The sequence below is a fragment of the Streptomyces sp. NPDC000410 genome (assembly GCF_040300305.1).
GTDB lineage: Bacteria > Actinomycetota > Actinomycetes > Streptomycetales > Streptomycetaceae > Streptomyces.
In genome coordinates, this window is record NZ_JBEPDM010000043.1 from 42,497 (window position 1) to 58,345 (window position 15,849).

At 67.5% G+C, this 15,849-nt stretch carries 10 protein-coding genes and 1 pseudogene; 7 read left to right on the forward strand and 4 right to left on the reverse strand.

All coding sequences use genetic code 11. From position 1 onward, the window contains the following. The 7 genes and pseudogenes from ABT342_RS30025 to ABT342_RS30055 all read left to right on the forward strand — a co-directional run. A pseudogene (locus ABT342_RS30025) lies at window positions 1-1,591 on the forward strand (hypothetical protein); the annotation flags it as partial. Window positions 1,592-1,707: 116 nt separating this feature from the next. After that, the gene (locus tag ABT342_RS30030; RefSeq protein ID WP_351580811.1) at window positions 1,708-3,507 is read left to right on the forward strand and encodes a hypothetical protein; all 1,800 of its coding nucleotides are present in this window, start codon (window positions 1,708-1,710) and stop codon (window positions 3,505-3,507) included. A gap of 50 nt (window positions 3,508-3,557) precedes the next feature. Then, window positions 3,558-5,453, forward strand: coding sequence for a hypothetical protein (locus tag ABT342_RS30035; RefSeq protein ID WP_351580814.1), 1,896 nt, complete (start codon window positions 3,558-3,560; stop codon window positions 5,451-5,453). A gap of 136 nt (window positions 5,454-5,589) precedes the next feature. Continuing rightward, a complete protein-coding gene (locus ABT342_RS30040) occupies window positions 5,590-6,075 on the forward strand; it encodes a YbaB/EbfC family nucleoid-associated protein (RefSeq protein ID WP_351580816.1) in 486 nt (161 codons plus the stop codon). After that, on the forward strand, window positions 6,075-6,497 hold the full coding sequence (locus ABT342_RS30045; protein ID WP_351580819.1) for a hypothetical protein: 423 nt from the start codon (window positions 6,075-6,077) through the stop codon (window positions 6,495-6,497). Before ABT342_RS30040 ends, ABT342_RS30045 begins: the two co-directional genes overlap by 1 nt. Before the next feature lie 110 nt (window positions 6,498-6,607). Continuing rightward, the gene (locus ABT342_RS30050) at window positions 6,608-6,895 is read left to right on the forward strand and encodes a hypothetical protein (RefSeq protein WP_351580822.1); all 288 of its coding nucleotides are present in this window, start codon (window positions 6,608-6,610) and stop codon (window positions 6,893-6,895) included. 32 nt (window positions 6,896-6,927) lie between these two features. Then, the gene (locus ABT342_RS30055) at window positions 6,928-10,296 is read left to right on the forward strand and encodes a right-handed parallel beta-helix repeat-containing protein (protein ID WP_351580825.1); all 3,369 of its coding nucleotides are present in this window, start codon (window positions 6,928-6,930) and stop codon (window positions 10,294-10,296) included. 106 nt (window positions 10,297-10,402) lie between these two features. Here ABT342_RS30055 and ABT342_RS30060 read toward each other — a convergent pair whose 3' ends face one another. The 4 genes from ABT342_RS30060 to ABT342_RS30075 form a co-directional block, all read right to left on the reverse strand. Continuing rightward, the gene (locus ABT342_RS30060) at window positions 10,403-11,017 is read right to left on the reverse strand and encodes a sigma-70 family RNA polymerase sigma factor (RefSeq protein ID WP_351580828.1); all 615 of its coding nucleotides are present in this window, start codon (window positions 11,015-11,017) and stop codon (window positions 10,403-10,405) included. A gap of 389 nt (window positions 11,018-11,406) precedes the next feature. After that, the gene (locus tag ABT342_RS30065) at window positions 11,407-11,724 is read right to left on the reverse strand and encodes a DDE-type integrase/transposase/recombinase (RefSeq protein ID WP_502965637.1); all 318 of its coding nucleotides are present in this window, start codon (window positions 11,722-11,724) and stop codon (window positions 11,407-11,409) included. After that, complete coding sequence (locus ABT342_RS30070) at window positions 11,696-12,046, reverse strand: transposase (RefSeq protein WP_351580831.1); 351 nt, start codon at window positions 12,044-12,046, stop codon at window positions 11,696-11,698. The genes ABT342_RS30065 and ABT342_RS30070 overlap by 29 nt, the downstream gene beginning before the upstream one ends. A 35-nt stretch (window positions 12,047-12,081) precedes the next feature. After that, a complete protein-coding gene (locus ABT342_RS30075; RefSeq protein WP_351580834.1) occupies window positions 12,082-15,774 on the reverse strand; it encodes a glycosyltransferase family 32 protein in 3,693 nt (1,230 codons plus the stop codon). Window positions 15,775-15,849 lie beyond the last annotated feature (75 nt).

Here is a 15,849-nt window from a genome sequence, read left to right on the forward strand (position 1 = left end):
CGGCAACGGCAACGGCAAGGCGCAGGACGACGACGGCAACGGCAAGGGCAAGGCGCAGGACGACGACGGCAACGGCAACGGCAACGGCAATGGGCAGTCCGGCGACGGCCAGGGGAATGGCAACAGCAACGGGCAGTCCGGCGGGGATCGCGATTCCGGTACGGGCCCCTCGAACGGCTCACCGGGTGCGGGGAACTCATCGAATGACGGAGGCCCGTCCATCAGCGATGCGCTGCGTGGCGACAACAAGAACAACAGCGGGGGTAATTCCACCGGTGATGACGGTGGTGCGGGCGGTGGGGGTAATTCCGGCGGAGTGAGTGAGGGGACGCCGGGCGAAAAGGGCGGGACGGTTTCGCCTCCCGTGGACAAGAAAGAATCCGAGGTCAACGGCGACGGCGGCGGTCCAGCCGGCAGCTCTGGTGGCAAGGGTGGGGGGACGCCGACTCAGGGGGGCGACTCCTCGACCTCTTCGCCGAGTGGCCCGCCGGTGTCCAGCGGTGGCGGAGGTGGTGACAGCGTTGGTGGCGGTACTGGCCCGGGAGGTTCTGGTGCCGGCTCTGGTTCTGGTTCCCCGACCACGGGGACTGGGACCGCGACCGACGATGGCCCAGGAACCGGCTCAGGTTCGGGTTCCGGCAGTGGTAGCGGTAGCGGCACTGGAACGAGTGACGGCGGCGGCTCGGGCTCCGGGGGAGGCACCGGCGGATCCGGAACCAACTCGGGTAACGCCGGCGGGAGTAAGGACGACGAAGACGAAGACGAGGATGAGAAGGGAGACAAGAAGGACGAGGAGGACGAGGAGAGCGTCGAGGACGACGAGGACGGGAAGGACGACGACGAGGACGACGAGGACGACGAGGACGGGAAGGACGACGACGAGGACGACGGGGACAAGGGCAAGGACGGGAAGGACGAGAAGGACGAGGACGAGAAGGAGGAGCGGCCGCACGAGGCCGAGAAGGGTGACGGAAAGGAGGACGGGAAGGGTGATAAGGGCGACGAAAAGGATGATGACGAGGACAAGGGCAAGGGCGAAGGCAAGAGCGGCGATAAGGGGGACAGGGACGAGAAGGGGGATGATGGCAAGACTGGCAGTAAGAGCAAGAAGAAGATAAAGGTCACCCCCGAAGCACTCGACACGTTCATCAAGGCGCTGCAAGCCGTATCTGCCGACCTTGAGTCGATCATGATGCTACTCAAGACCGCGCATCTCCTACCCGGCAATTTCGAAGAGGCGAACAACGTAGTCAACACCATCATCGGTTGGAGCTCCGGTGGCCGCGCCGATCAGTACTACGTCAACCTCCAGCAACTCCGAACGGCGATCGACGAGTTCATCAAATCCCTCCAGGTGATCGCCGCCAAGTATCGCGAGACCGGCGAGTTGAACGACGCCCTGGCGGATGAGCTTGAGGGCATCATCGGTTTCGTGCAGCCGCTTCTGCCCAGTTCGTTCGCAGATCCTGGGGCGGGTGGAAAGAGTAGCGGCGGCTCAACGTATACACCTCCGGGGGCGCCGCCGCAGAACATTTCCAAGAAAGATGACATCACCCACCCCGGATGGTTCTCTCCCCCTAAGGAGAACTAGCCGGGCGGGGGCAATAATTGAAGCCGAGGGCGCCTGGATCTCAAATCCGGGCGCCGAAGGCCTCATCGACAAGTGAGAAACTCGAGGACCATCTAGCAGGAACTGGATGATGAAGTATGGCTGATGACGACAAGGATGCGAAGCCGAGTTCCTCCGACTATGACCAGTGGGAGTGGGCTCAGTGCATGAGTGCCATTCTCGGGTACGGGAGCGGATGGCAGACCGATACAGACTCGATCACCAGGGGTGTCAGCAATCCGGAGACGCTCTGGGCGACGGCTCTGATGTTCCGGAATGTGGATGGCCAGCTCGAGCAGGCACACGAACTGCTGCGGAGGCACATGGCTCGACTCTTCGGCGACACCGCGAGTGATGTCGATTCGGCATGGAGTGGGGAGGCGGCAGATTCAGCCAAGGACCTTTTCGTCGAAATGGCGAACACGATCCGCTACTGGCGTATTCCGCTCGCCACGGCACCTGCTTACGTCGACGTCATCTGGGCCATGGGTGACCGGCTGCATCAGGCCATCATCGACGTGCACACGGTGAACGAGCGAACCCAGCAGTACATTCGTGACCTCTGGAACGCCGGCTACTGGCCCGATCGGGGCAAAGGATTCAGGACTCCTTTCGCAGATGAAAAGGGGGGGACGATCTACTACCCCTCTGCCTATCATGCGACGTATCAGTACATCACCGTGGGTATGCGAAGTGTTCTGAAGCACTTGGCCGCCGAGTACCTGCTCCTCCTGCGTGACATACGTAAACCGATGCCGGGCAAGGGTGCCGGCGCGGGTGGCGCAGGCGGCTCAGGGAATTCGTCCGCCAAGCCCCCGAAGATCGACTTCGACAGCCTCGGGGACGGTTTCGATAAATTCGGGAAGGGCCTGAAGGACGGCCTCGGGAACTTCGGGGACGGTCTCAAGGACGGGTTGGGAGGCATGAAGCTCCCGCCTACTCCTTCGATGCCCGACCTGGACAACCTCACCAGCCCCGGCCTCGGCGGTGGTGGGTCGGTCCCGGTCCCCGGTATGCCTGGCCTCGGCGACCTGGCAGGTCCCGGCGGTGGTCCGTCCGTCCCGAGCCCCGGGATGCCCGACTTCAGTGCCCCGGACGTGCCAGGGCTCGGTGCTTCGCCCGACATCCCCGGGCTCGGTACTCCGCCCGACGTCCCCGGGCTGGGCGACCTGAACAGCACGGGGGGCCTGAGCGGTAGTACTCCCGGGCTCGACAACCTGATCACCCCGCCCAGTGACGTCCCGATGCCGGAGTATCCGCCGCTGGACACCTCGCGCTTCACTCCGCAGGAGGTCGAACAACTCGGGCTGAACAAGGGGTTCGGGGAGCCGTTCGCACCCTCCCCGCTGACCCAGGCAGAGCTCGACTTCGCCCGGCAGAAGGCAGAGCTCGAGGGCACGCCGGGATATCCCCTCGGCAGCATGTACCCGACTACGGGAGGGCTGTTCCGGCCGAACTCCGACCTGCCGGCCAGCCTGCCCGGCGCCAACCCGAAGCTTGGCAAACTCGTCGACAGCGGCACGCTCAGTGACGGATTGAAGAACGGCCTGACCGTTCCTGGCAAGCCCAAGGGCCTGAGCGACGACACGTCGGGTGCAGGCAGCGTCACCGGTGTCGGAAACCTCAAGACCACGGACCTCACGCCTGAGGAGTTGGCCGAGCAGCAGAGGAAGGGCCAGGCGGAGGGGGAGGCTGCAGGAACCGACGGCGTGGCGGGAGCCAACGGCATGTCCGGGCCGGGTAGCGGGATGCCGTTCATGCCGCCGATGGGTGGCATGGGCGGAGGGGTTCCGCCTCAGCAGAACCGCGATGAGGAGCGGGTGACCTGGCTGACGGAGGAGGAAGAGGTGTGGGGCGCGGAGCCCGAGGCGGGAATCGGCGTCATCGGGCACGGCTGAGGACGGTCCGCCCGTGAGGTTCGAGAAGACGGAGGAGGCGAACGCGCGCCATGGCTGACAACGGCGGTCACTATGTGCCGGGTAACGGGAACTATGGGTCCTGGACTTGGCAGGAGTGCTATCTGGCGATCATGGGTGCGTTCAACAACACCACGGCCGAGAACCTCGACCAGGCCCTGCAGCAGACGAGTAACCCCCAGAGCTTCTACGACACGGCCAACGTCTTCCGGAAGGCGATGTTCAACCTCTCGGACGTGCGGGACAACCTCTTCTCGGCGACCGAGAGGCTGGTCGGTGACAACGGGCAGTGGAGCGGTCCCGCAGCCGACGGACTCCACAATCTGATGTGGGCGAACCTGACGTCGATGGACGCCCACCTCCGTGTACTGTCCACCTACCACGTGCCTGTCGACGGTCTGGGAGACGCACTCGGCAAGGCGATCGCGGAGGTCCGGGAGGCCGAGCGGAAAGCGGTCCTGGACACGATCACCACGTATCAGCGGGATCTCAAGGAGTGGTCCAGCAACCCCCTCAACGTGGCGGGGAACGCGATCCTGCCCTTCGCGGTGAAGCCTCCGGAGGCACCCTGGCACGGCGATCCGCCCAACGAGATCGTCCACGTGTCGAAGTATCCGAAGGTCAAGGAGGCCTACACCAACGCCCTGCGGGACATCCTCACGAGGCTTGCCGGCCGCTACCGGGACGGCCAGGAGGCGCTGGCGCCGCCGAAGGGCGACTTCGTCAACCCGAACGGGCCGTCCGGCTCCCCGACTCTTCACGGGCCCGGGGGGCTCCGCGATCCCTGGGCAGGACGGGGCGGTTCCTGGACCGACAGGGGAACACTGCGCGGCAGTGGCGTCGGGGACGGCGGCCGTCTGCGGGTCAACGGGGATGGCGGGAGCGCGCACCCAGTGCAATCCCCGCCGCCCGCACCGGGAGGACCGGGTGGCGCGGGCGGCTTGGGCGGCTCGGACGGTGGGGGGAGGCCGCCGTCCTTGGGAGGCCCGCCGGGGGACCATCTCGTGGCTCCGCCACCGACGGTCCCGATTTCCCCCGGGGGTGGATCCGGTGGGGGCCAGGCGTACGTGGCGCCGCCGAGCGGCGTGCTGGGCGCGCCGACAGGAGACGGCGGGCCCGGGATCGGTGCGGGTGGCAACGGAGGCAGCGGGTTCAGCGGCCCCCTCGGCCACGTACCCCCGCCGGCGCCGGTAATCGGCGGCCAGGACTCCGGCTTGCCCGGCCACGGCGGCGGCACCCCGGTCGGCGGCGTGGACGACCTTCGTACGCCGGGGAACCAGCTCGGAACACCCGGGCAGGTCGATGCGCCCGAACTCCCCGGCCACGTACAGGAATCGGACACCGGCTCCGGGAGCCACGGTGGCTGGGGCGCGACCCCCGTTCCGGCCCCGCTGGGAGCCATACCCGGCGGCACCGCGGACGGGGAAGACGAGGGGCGCAGGAGCTACAGCGCCGACCTGGACGGTCACGGCCTGCTCGACGGTCTCGACGTGGCGCCGCCTCCCGCGGTGCTGCTGACCGGCGGGCTGGGCGGGACGGGTCTGCCGGGAGGGGCAGGTGCACGCGTTCCCGCGCCACCCGGCATGCCCAACCTCGACGGCCTCAAGCACATCAAGGGCTTCACGGGTCAAGACGGCCGCGACCTGCTCGAGCGACTGATCGGCGGGGGCCGCGGCGTGCCAGGCACCATCTCCGCGGGCTCGCCGCCCGGGCAGACGCTCGCCGAGGCGCCGCCGGGCCGATCGGGCTCGACCCCTCACATGCCTCCCATGGGCGGCTTCGGCGGCGCCCCGCAGAACGAAGCCCCGAGGCGCAAGGTCGGCGCGCACGGCCCGGACGGGGACGAAGGCACCGATCTGCGCGAGGACCGCGACAACGTGTGGGGCACGGAGCAGGCGGGCGGCAATGCCGTCATCGGCAGGGCGTGAGCCGAGCCGTCCATGATCCGTCGAACTTCGAGCGCGCCCCCACGTAGTACGTGGTGTCCCGGACGGCGAGGCGCGGCGGATCCCCCGAAGGGTCCTACCCGCTCGCCCGCGACGTCGAAATCGAAGGAGCTGAATCATGGCAGACCCCGGCAGCGGCCCCGCTGGTCAGACCGGCATGCCGCGCGTACCGATCCCCGAGCTCAAGTCGCTCATCGACGAGATGAGCCGCGAGCTCACCGAGGTGACGGCCAGGAACGCCGAGTTGCAGGAAACGTTCCGTACCGCATCGGCCACCGCGATGTCCGACAAGAGGAACCTGTCCGTCACGGTCGGCGCGCGGGGAGAGCTGACCGATCTGAAGTTCCACAGCAAGGACTTCCAGCGGATGACCCCCGCAGCGCTCGCGAAGCTGATCCTCGACACCACCAGGAAGGCCCGGGAGCAGGTCGACGAGCGCATGCGCGAGCAGGTGACACCGCATCTCTTCGAGGGCCTCGACTACGACGGGCTCATGAACGGAACGTTCGACTTCACCTCGTTCCTGCCCCAGGTCCCTGAGTCCGCGAACCTTCCCTACACCTCGAGGGTCAAGCCGGCGAGCACGGGCCAGGAGGAGGACTGATGGCTATTCAGGTCGACACGACTGTCATCACCCAGCTGTCCAACAAGGTCACCAACGTGGCCAAGGACATCGAGGGCAATCTCGGCAAGTTCGCGGGCCTCTGTGCGCAGTACATGCCCTGCTTCGGCGCGGACTTCGACGAGAGCGCCACGGAGATGCGCAAGGGTGCGAAGGACATGCAGAACATGGTCCAGATCACCGGCGACGGCACCGTGAAGGGGTACAAGGGTACGGCCCAGATGGGCTACAGCCTCGCCGATGCCCTGACCTCCACCGACGCCGCGGCGGGCGGCAAGGCGGGTGGCGGAACGGCAACCGGCACCGGCACGGGCACGGGGAAGCCCGTCGACACGAACGGCAGTAAGCCGAAGAGCACTCCCAAGCCCCCCACCGGCGGTGGCGGCGGAGGCAAGCGCCACTAGCAGGACCTCTCTCGGGCCTCTCCGCGCCGCCCGCCGACCCCATCCGGTGGGCGGCGCGGAGAGGCCCTCCCCTCCTGCCGGCTTCCGGCACCTGACTGAAGGGACATGCCATGACCCACGGCTCCATCGCCGTCTGTGCCGTGTGCGGCAAACCGCTCGACCAGTGCCCCGCCGCCATGCGCGACTACAGCCACCGCATCGGGGTGAACCTCAAGAAGTCCACCCCCGCGGCACCGACCGGAGACGGGTTCGCCGCCTCGGTCGGCCCCGCGGCCGCCGCCTCCGGTCTGGCCGAGTTCGTGACCGAGCTGCCTGCGCCCGGCGGCACCGAGAACGGCCGCACGGGCGGCGACTCCCTGTCCACCACTGACGGCGAGGGTTTCTCCGCCACCGAATGACCGGCGTTCATGACATGCCGGAAGGGATCCTGATGTCATCACCCCAGCTGACCGTCGCACGTGACCAGCCCCGCTGTCACCCCATGATCAGCGAGGCCGTCGCCGCCGCCCGGCCCGGCTCGGTGATCTCCATCAGGCCGGGCCGCTACGAGGAGAGCGTCGTCGTCCACAAGGACGTCACCCTCACCGCGTCCGAGGGCCCGGGCAGCGTCGAAGTCGTCTCCAGCGACGGCAGCCCCGTCGTCATCGCCTCCGCCGCGGTCCGCCTCCGGGGCCTGGTCCTCCGATCCGAAGACGGCGAACGTCCCGCCCTCGACGTGCCCCTGGGCCAGGCCGCCGTGGAGGACTGTGAGATCCACGGTGCCTCCTGGACCGCCGTACTCGTCCGTGATCAGGGCGGACTCGCGCTCAGCGGCTCCACCGTGACCAACGGGACCGGAGCCGGCATCGTCACCATGGGCGGCACCAGCACGAGCATCGAGCGTTCCACCATCCAGGACGTGGACACCTCGGGCGTCGTGCTCACCGAGCAGTCCCGGCTCGTGATGCGCGACAGCACGCTTCGCCGTGCCTCGGGCAACGGGCTGTGCGTCACCGGCAGGGCCGGTGCATTCGTGGAGCGGTGCGACATCAGCGCCATCGAGAAGCCGGCAGTCGCGATCGACAGCGAATCCTCCGCACACCTCCTGCGCACGACGGTGCGGGACAGCGCCGACACCGGTCTCTTCGTGGGAAGCACCGGGGACGTCACCATCGAGGACTGCACCTTCCGCGGGCTGGGAGGGCACGGCGTCGCATTCGCCGGCGGGGCCTCTCCCACCCTGCGTCGGACCGTGATCGAGAAGGTGACAGGCCATGCGCTGCAGATCATCGGCCGGTCTCTCGCTACGGTCGAGGGCTGCCGGATCGACGGTGTGGAGGCGCCCGCGATCTGGGTCGGTGAAGGCAGCGAACCCAAGCTGTCCGATGTCTCCGTGGAGAACGCGGCCAACGTAGGACTCGTCGTCACCGAGGAAGCGGCCGGCGAGTTCGAGCAGCTGCGGCTGCTGAACCCCGGCAGGCAGGGCGTGGCCATCCGTGACGGAGCAAATCCGCTGCTCCGCCGTATCCAGGTGAACGGCGCAGGCAGCCACGGGGTGGACGTCAGCGAGAAGGGCCGTGGACGGCTGGAGGACTGCGAGATCGCGGACAGCGCCGCGGCCGGTATCTACGTCGCCCGGGAGGGCAACCCCTATGTCAGCGGGACCAGCGTCACCGGGAGTGGCCAGGCCGGTCTTCGCGTGGAGGACGAAGGCGTCGGTGACTTCCGCGAGTGCGACATCTACGAATCCGCCGCTCAGGGCGTCGTCGTCAGCGACAGTGACGTCGCCCTCGCCCGTTCACGCGTCCACGGCTGTAAGAGCCACGGAATCCAGCTGGGCCAGGAGGCCGTCGGTACGGTCACCGGCTGCGAGATCTTCCGCAACGAGGGTGACGGAATCCACGTCGAGACGGCGCAGGCGTTCAAGCTTATCGACAACGCGGTACGCGACAACAAGGGTTCGGGCATCCGCCAGATGGTGCCCAATGACCGGATGGTCGTGGAGTCACTCACCAGCCAGAACAACGGTCGTACCGACGCCCAGGGCTCGGCGTCGGCCGGTGCCACGCCCCCACCCGCGGCGGAGACGGGGATCGTCAACCGGCGCACCCTCGGCGACGACATGCGGTCCATGGGCGGCGACCAGCCCGACGATCTGCTCGGCGAGCTGCGGGCCGAACTCGACTCCCTGGTCGGCCTGGAAGGCGTGAAGCATGAGGTGTCCACGCTCATCAATCTCATCAGCCTGGGCCGCCGGCGTGAGCAGATCGGCCTGCCCGCCCCGCCGATGAGCCGCCACCTGATCTTCGCCGGCCCACCCGGAACGGGCAAGACGACCGTCGCACGCCTCTACGGCAAGATCCTCAACGTACTCGGCGTCCTGGAGAAGGGCCACATGGTGGAGGTGGCCCGTGCCGATCTGGTGGCGGCCGTCGTCGGCGGCACCGCGCTGAAGACCACCGACGCGTTCAACAGCGCCCTCGGCGGGGTGTTCTTCATCGACGAGGCGTACACGCTCACCGCTCAAAAGGGCGGTGGCGGCGCGGACTTCGGAAAGGAAGCCATCGACACCCTCGTCAAGCTCATGGAGGATCACCGCGAGGGAGTCGCCGTGATCGCCGCCGGCTACACCCACGAGATGACCAACTTCCTCGACTCCAACCCGGGTCTCGCGTCCCGCTTCACCAGAACCATCGAGTTCACCAACTACACCTCTGCCGAACTCGTCACGATTGTCGAGAACATGTGTGCATCCCATCGCTACGAACTGGACGAAGGCGCGCGCAAGGGGCTTCACGGCTATTTCGAACGCATCGCCAGGGACAAGAACTTCGGCAACGGTCGCACCGCGCGCAAGACCTTCGAGGAGATGGTCGACCGCCAGGCGTACCGGCTGGCGGAGAAGGCGGACGCGTCCGCAGGAGACCTCACCCGCCTGCTCGCCGAAGACATCGGTGCGGGCCAGAGCAGTGGCATCGGAGCCGGAGCGGGAACTGGTGCGGGGCAGGAAGGGAGCGCCGAGGAGCTGCTCCAGCAGCTCAGCTCGATGGTCGGCCTCACCCAGGTCAAGAAGGAGGTCACCGACCTGGTCAACCTGCTCGACTCGGCCCGCCGCCGCAAGGAGGCAGGCCTGCCGGTCCCGCCCCTCAGCCGCCACCTGATCTTCTCCGGCAACCCGGGCACCGGCAAGACCACCATCGCCCGCCTCTACGGCCAACTGCTCGCGTCGATGGGAATCCTGGCCCGCGGCCAGGTCATCGAGGTCGCGCGCGCGGATCTGGTCGGCCAGTACCTCGGCCAGACAGCGCAGAAGACCATGGAGGCGTTCAAACGGGCCTATGGCGGTGTCCTGTTCATCGACGAGGCATACACCCTCGCTCCGCCCGGCGGCAGCTCCGGGGACTACGGCCGCGAGGCCATCGACACCCTGGTGAAGCTGATGGAGGACCACCGCGACGAGGTGGTCGTGATCGCGGCCGGCTACACCGGGGAGATGGCGCGGTTCCTCTCCACCAACCCCGGGCTGGACTCGCGCTTCACTCATCGCATCGAGTTCGAGGACTACAGCGCGCGGGAGCTCGTCACCATCCTCACCCAGAGCGCCACGAAGATGGGCTACCAGCTGGCCGCGGAGACGCAGACCGCCCTGCTGAAGGTCTTCGGAGCGGCGAAGCTGGGTGAGGCGACCACGGGCAACGGACGTTTCGCACGCCAGATCCTCGAGCAGATGATCACGCGTCAGGCCGGCCGGATCAACAAGATGGAAAACCCCGGCGTGGCGGAACTCGGACTGCTGCTGCCGGTGGACCTCACCGGCTGACGGCCGCGAGGCCGCCGCAACGGGCGCGGTCCACGAAGAAGGGCCCCTCGGGCGGGGGATTCCGCCGGGGGGCCCTTCGAGTGGGAGCGGCTGCGCCGCGCGCGCCTCATTGGACGTAGCCGTTTTGTGCCAGGAGTTGCTCCATCATTTTGACGGCGTAGTGCGCCCGCGACTTCACGGTGCCCAGGGGCACACCCAGTTCCTTCGCTGCATCCTGGCCCGAGAGGCCCTTGTAGTAGAGGCAGACGAGTACGTCGCGGTGGTCCGGCCCGAGTGCCATCAGCGCTTCGCGTACGGCCTGCACATTGAGGATGCGCTCGAACGCGTCGGCGCCATCGGAGATCAGTTCGAGGGCTGCGTTCTCGTCCGACTCCTGAGGGCGTGCCCTGCGGGCGCGCTCGCAGTCGATGGCGATGCGCCGGGAGACGGTGAAGAGCCAGGGCCGGAAGGAGGAGTACGAGGCACTCGCCGCGATCGCCTCCGGGTGCTGCCACGCGCGGATGAGCGTCTCCTGGTACAGCTCCTCCGCCCGCGTGCTGTCCCCGTTGACGAGGGAGAGGGTGAATCGACGCAGCGCCGGGCCGTTCTCGGCGATGACCGCACGGATCTGCGCTTCGCTCGCCGTAGGCCGCGCTGTTCCCTTACAGGGCGGTGCCTGCGTCGAGGCCGCGGTGGGGAGGGGAGCGGCGTTTCTCAGGGGGGTCGTCAGGGTGCTGAGCATGGTCCTGGCCCTTCTCAGAGGCGGCTGGGCCGCCGGCCTGCGTCTGTCTTCCGTGCTGCCTGTCACTCTGTCTGTCTCCAGAGTGGTCCTCGCCGCCGCCAGGATCATCGGCCACGTGACGTACGTATGCGGGGCAGTTCGATGCGAAGTGGCGTAGAGGGCCCGTGTGCGCGTACGTGGCGCTGCTCGCGACGTACGTGCGTCACGAGTCGGAAGGGTCGTCCTGACCGAATGTCCATCCCCTGGAAGCGTGGAGACCTTCCTTGTGCGGCCAAGTCCTCCTGATGGCGGCTGGCGCGTGCTTCGCTGGTGATCCGTTCGGACTCGACGGGCGGTGGGCCCCCGGCCGCGGAGTGCCTGCGACGTGTGTTGGAGCGCTGCCGCGATCACTATGAAAGATCACGCCGTCCGCGGCGCCACCGCGCGTGGCGGTCGCCATCCAGCGACGCGGCGACCAGGGAGGCGTCGTGGTGAGCGCCCATTGCACAGCCCAGCAGTCGGCGCGAGAACAGGTCGATGACCGTGGCCAGGTACAACTTCCCTTCCCCGGTATCGACTTCGGTCATATCGCCCACCCAGAGCACGTTCGGCGAGACCGCGTCGAAGTGCCGGCCGACCAGGTCACGGGCAGCCCTGCGCCTGCCCTGCCGGGTCGACGAGCGGCGCCCGCACGGGGGCTTACGGCCCCGCAGCCCCAGGTCGGCCATGATCCCCGGCGACCGTGTCCACGAAGGCCTTCCAGCCCTCGGCCCACAGGTCGAGCGTGATTCTCGGCGAGCCGTAGGTGTCGCCCGGCAGGCGGAAGGTACGTGATCCTCTCTTCCAGTCGGGCGCCCCTGACCTCGCGGATCGTCGGCTCGGCCGGTCGCCGGCGCCACTTGTAGAACCACGGGAGACCCAGCCGGCCGGCGTGGTGTCGTCGATCCCAAGCTCCCTCGCGACCTGCGCGATCGGCTTGCCGGTCTCTGCCACGATCCGGACAGCCCCCTCACGGAACTCCGCCTCGAACTTCCACCTCTTCTCCGCCATGACTCCCAGCTTCCCCTGCAGTCACGACCTCTACGCTACGAGGGGATGCTCAGCCATTCGGGTGCGGGTGGCGGAGCGGGGTCGATCTCGCCGATGTCGGCATGCGCGGGCAGTGGAGTGTTCCCGGGAATCTGGTTCCAGGGTTGGCGATCGTCGAGGTTGAGCCAGTAGAGGTGCTGCCACCACAGTTCTGCGGTGGTGGAGTGCAGGCGCTCGGTGGTGACGATTCGGTGGAATTCTTGCTGGGCTTTGTGGTCGGTGAGGGTCTCGTTGTCCCAGACGCCTCTGGCAGCGCGGAAGGCTCTCTCGTATTCGGGGTTCTTGAGAAGCAGCTTGTGGACCTTGCCGATGTGTGACGGGGTCTCGGGTACGAAGTGGGGCCAGAGTCTGCGTTGGACTTCGGGCAGCGGCTCGGGGACGGGGGCGAGGCCGTAGGCGAGTTGGGCGGCGGTGGCGATGGTAGGGGGTTCGGTGATGGGGGTGGACTGGGTGAGGTGGGTGGTGAGGGGTTCTGCCTGGAACGTGTTCGGCGGGATCTGCTCGGGCTCTTTTCCCTTGCCTTTCTGGAGGCGGCCGAGGGTGATGAGGCCGGTGTGCTGATGGGAGGTGTAAGGGTGGGTAAGGCCTAGTTCGGTCAGGCTGTCGGTGAGGTTGTTGTGGAGGGGGAGGTATTCGCCGTTGGGGCCGTGGAGGGCGAAGGGCCGGGTGGGTTGGGGTGGGCTTTCGTAGAGGGTAGAGACGAAGTGGCCGGTGAGGGCTTGGACGCCGCTTTCCTTGGCGGTAGGGGCCAGGACCCAGCCGCCTGCTGTTCTGGCGGTGTCGGCGGCGGTGCTGTGGGGGCCGCCGAGTTGCCCGCAGCCGAACATGAGAAGGAGGGTGCTGCCGTTCCAGAGTCTGTTGGCGCGGGCGTAGTGGTGGAAGTCGACGCCGTTGAGGCCCGTGCCTTCGACGGTGGGCTGTCCGCCGTGACCGTGCATGACAAGGCTGGTTAGTCTGGCGTGCTGGGGCAGGTGGAAGAAGGCTTGTGGAGTGTGGGTGTCGTGGTCGGGGTGAGGGAAGAAGTAGCCCTGGTTGAAGAGCGATCGGGGGGCGAGCCCTGGCTCGAACGCCGGCAAGGCGGCGGTGGGCGTGGGGGCCGGCGTCGGTGGGTTGTCGAGGAAGGCTTTGAAGCGGCGTTTGACGACATCCGGACCGGGTGACGGTGTGCTCTGTCGCAGCCGGACAGGGGTTTGCTGCTCGGCGAGCCACTCAAGGGGCGTTTCCCCTCGGGTCGGCGGGGAGTCGAAGTCGAGAAATTCGAGGGCCGCGGCCGGCAGGTGCACGGCGTGGTCGCTGCCGGGTTCGCTGCGGCGATCGGTGATCGTACGGACCCGCGAGGCGAGGTCGGGCTGGGTGGAGAGGAACTTGATGGCGCCTTCCCAGATCAGGTCCTTCTGCGGATGCCCGCTCAGCATGTCGTCGACCTGCGTCACATGCAGGTCACCGTCCCGGTTGTGCAGGTCCCGCACGAGAGTGTGAACAGCCTTCTTCGCCATGGACAACGTCTCGGCCTTACTTACTGCGACAGTCGTTCCGGGTGCGTTCGATGACACCGGAGGGTCCATCCAGGCCAGGGAACTCCTGACTCTGAAGCCTTTGACAGTCGGCAGGTGTCTGTAGTCTGGGAGGCCCAGCCGCTTCGCGACGTCGTGGAGGGCGTCGGGTCCGGTTCTTGCCATCACCGAGTGCCGTCGCGGAGAGAAGGCCGTGTCGGTGAAGACCTCTGCCGGGATAGCGCCGAACTCAGGGAGGAGTTCATGCTGGGTCTTCGTGTACTGCTCGGCGATGACGTCGAGGTACACGGCGGCGAAGGGGTGTCCCTTGGCCATGACGAAGACGCTGTTCGAAAGGGTCCCCCGTTCCGCGACCAGCCCGTATGCCTCGCGAGAGGTGAGCGCCTCCCGGATGAACCGCAGTGTGCTGATCCAGTTGTCGCCCCCGTCGCAGTAGATCCCGCCGAAGCGGTGGAGGATCTCCAGCCGCAGGATGTCGCTCGCCGCGGCGTAACCGGGGCCGGTCTGCTTGAGCATCTCCGTCATGAAGTGCTCGTGCAGGGACATGGGTGCGTCGGCGTGGAAGACCTCGCGCACCTGGAGAAGGGTGATGCGACTGGCCTGGGCCCAGTCCAGCATGTCGCGCACGTTCACGAGCTCCGGGCTGTCCGTTTCGGTAGGCGGTTGGGCCGCCCTCTCGAACATGGACCGCGGCACGTCCGTCCAGAGCACCACCTTGGCCTCGCTCCTGAGCGTCCGAGCACGCAGCGCCAGGTTGTCCCGGAATTCCCTCATCTTCCAGATGTCGTCGCGTAGTGGACCACCGAGCCAGATCGAGTGGATCGTGTTCGGCGTCTCCAGGACCTCAGGAAGGGGCGGGACGTCGCCGGGGGCCCAATTGTGACGGTCTTCGTCGGAAGGCTCGTGGACATGCGTGCTGCCAGACGCCGGCTCGATCGCGTCGGGGCGCATCTGCGCGTGTGAAGGGGCCTGGTCCGGGTTGGCCAAGTTCAGCAGGTTGAAGAACTCGACGGTCTGTTCGGCTGTGAGCTTCGAGTGGTCGTGTCCGGCCAGGAACGGCGGGGGAGGCGCAGCCTTGCGCAAGCCGAACAGGTCGCGGCCGAGCAATTCGGTTCCAGAGGCTTCTGTGCCGTCACTGTGGGCCGTCTGAGGAACCATGGCGTCGAGGAGGTCCTGGACCAGATGGCCGGCGCTCTGGTACCCCCCGGTGTCGGCCGAGGGCGTGAACTCCTCGTCCTCGACCTTGTTCTGTCCCTGGTCCTGCTGCTCGTCTGGGTGCTGGCATTGGCTGTGCTCTCGGTCGCTGCTCTCCTCCAGGGCGTTGTGGTCCGTGCCCGGAGGTTCTTCTTCGGCCGAGTCGTGGTCGTACTCCGGCTCCGAGTCCGACACGTCGCTTGCTCCAGGCCCCTCCTCGAAGGACGGGAACTGGAACAACTCCGAAGGCTGCGACGTGGTTGTCGGGCGCCCGCTGAGGACGACATGTGTTGCAGGCGGGGCGTATTCCGTACCGGGTTCCGGTGAAAGAGAAAGGTTCTCCGGCTCACCGAGGGCGAGGTGACGGGTGAGTTCGACGGCCTTGTGTGTGGTGGTGTCGCTGCCGGCCAGGTCTTTGTCCTGCTTGATCTGGTAGGCGACCTGCGGACTGCCTTCCTGGTTGCGGACCTCGGCCCTGAGTGCGTCCGACGTTTGAGCGGTGGTGAGGTTCGTGGAGGCGCCGCGGAGCGTGCTTTGCAGCGGACTTGAGGTGCCGTCCCCGGGATGAGGGCCGCTGACAGTGACCGGGCTCTTGCTGGCGTTGGGGGTGACGCCCTGGTCGGGATGGCGTTGTGCGGTGTCGGGCTGGTGCAGGCCGCGTCCGGGGGTGTTCTGTTCGCCACTGCCCGTGTCCTGCCCGGTCGTGGTGCTGCCGGCGACACTGCTCTGGCCGGTGCGCGCCTGGCCGATCTCCTGCGGCTGGCTGCCGTTGGCGCTGGGGCTTCCGGCACTGCTGATGGTGGAGGTGTCGGTGGCGTCGGAGGTGGTGGTGTCGGAGGTGTCGGTGGCGTCGGAGGTGGTGGTGTCGGAGGTGGTGGGGCTGGTGGTGTGGGTGGTGGGGTCGAAGTCCAGGCTCGTGCCACCCACGTCGATCGGCGCCAGCGCACTGTCGACGGGCGCTGGGCCGGTGTCGACGTCCACCAGGGTGTCGGTGTCCGACGCCGGGTTGTCCGTGTCGGAGTCCTGACCCTGCGCACCGGGCCCGGGAGGGCCCGA

Coding starts and splice junctions, on each gene's coding strand:
- ABT342_RS30040 (WP_351580816.1), top strand. CDS start 5,590: ATGGCAGACCCCGGCAGCGGCCCCGCTGGTCAGACCGGCATGCCGCGC.
- ABT342_RS30035 (WP_351580814.1), top strand. CDS start 3,558: ATGGCTGACAACGGCGGTCACTATGTGCCGGGTAACGGGAACTATGGG.
- ABT342_RS30050 (WP_351580822.1), top strand. CDS start 6,608: ATGACCCACGGCTCCATCGCCGTCTGTGCCGTGTGCGGCAAACCGCTC.
- ABT342_RS30065 (WP_502965637.1), bottom strand. CDS start 11,724: ATGGCCGACCTGGGGCTGCGGGGCCGTAAGCCCCCGTGCGGGCGCCGC.
- ABT342_RS30045 (WP_351580819.1), top strand. CDS start 6,075: ATGGCTATTCAGGTCGACACGACTGTCATCACCCAGCTGTCCAACAAG.
- ABT342_RS30060 (WP_351580828.1), bottom strand. CDS start 11,017: ATGCTCAGCACCCTGACGACCCCCCTGAGAAACGCCGCTCCCCTCCCC.
- ABT342_RS30030 (WP_351580811.1), top strand. CDS start 1,708: ATGGCTGATGACGACAAGGATGCGAAGCCGAGTTCCTCCGACTATGAC.
- ABT342_RS30055 (WP_351580825.1), top strand. CDS start 6,928: ATGTCATCACCCCAGCTGACCGTCGCACGTGACCAGCCCCGCTGTCAC.
- ABT342_RS30070 (WP_351580831.1), bottom strand. CDS start 12,046: ATGGCGGAGAAGAGGTGGAAGTTCGAGGCGGAGTTCCGTGAGGGGGCT.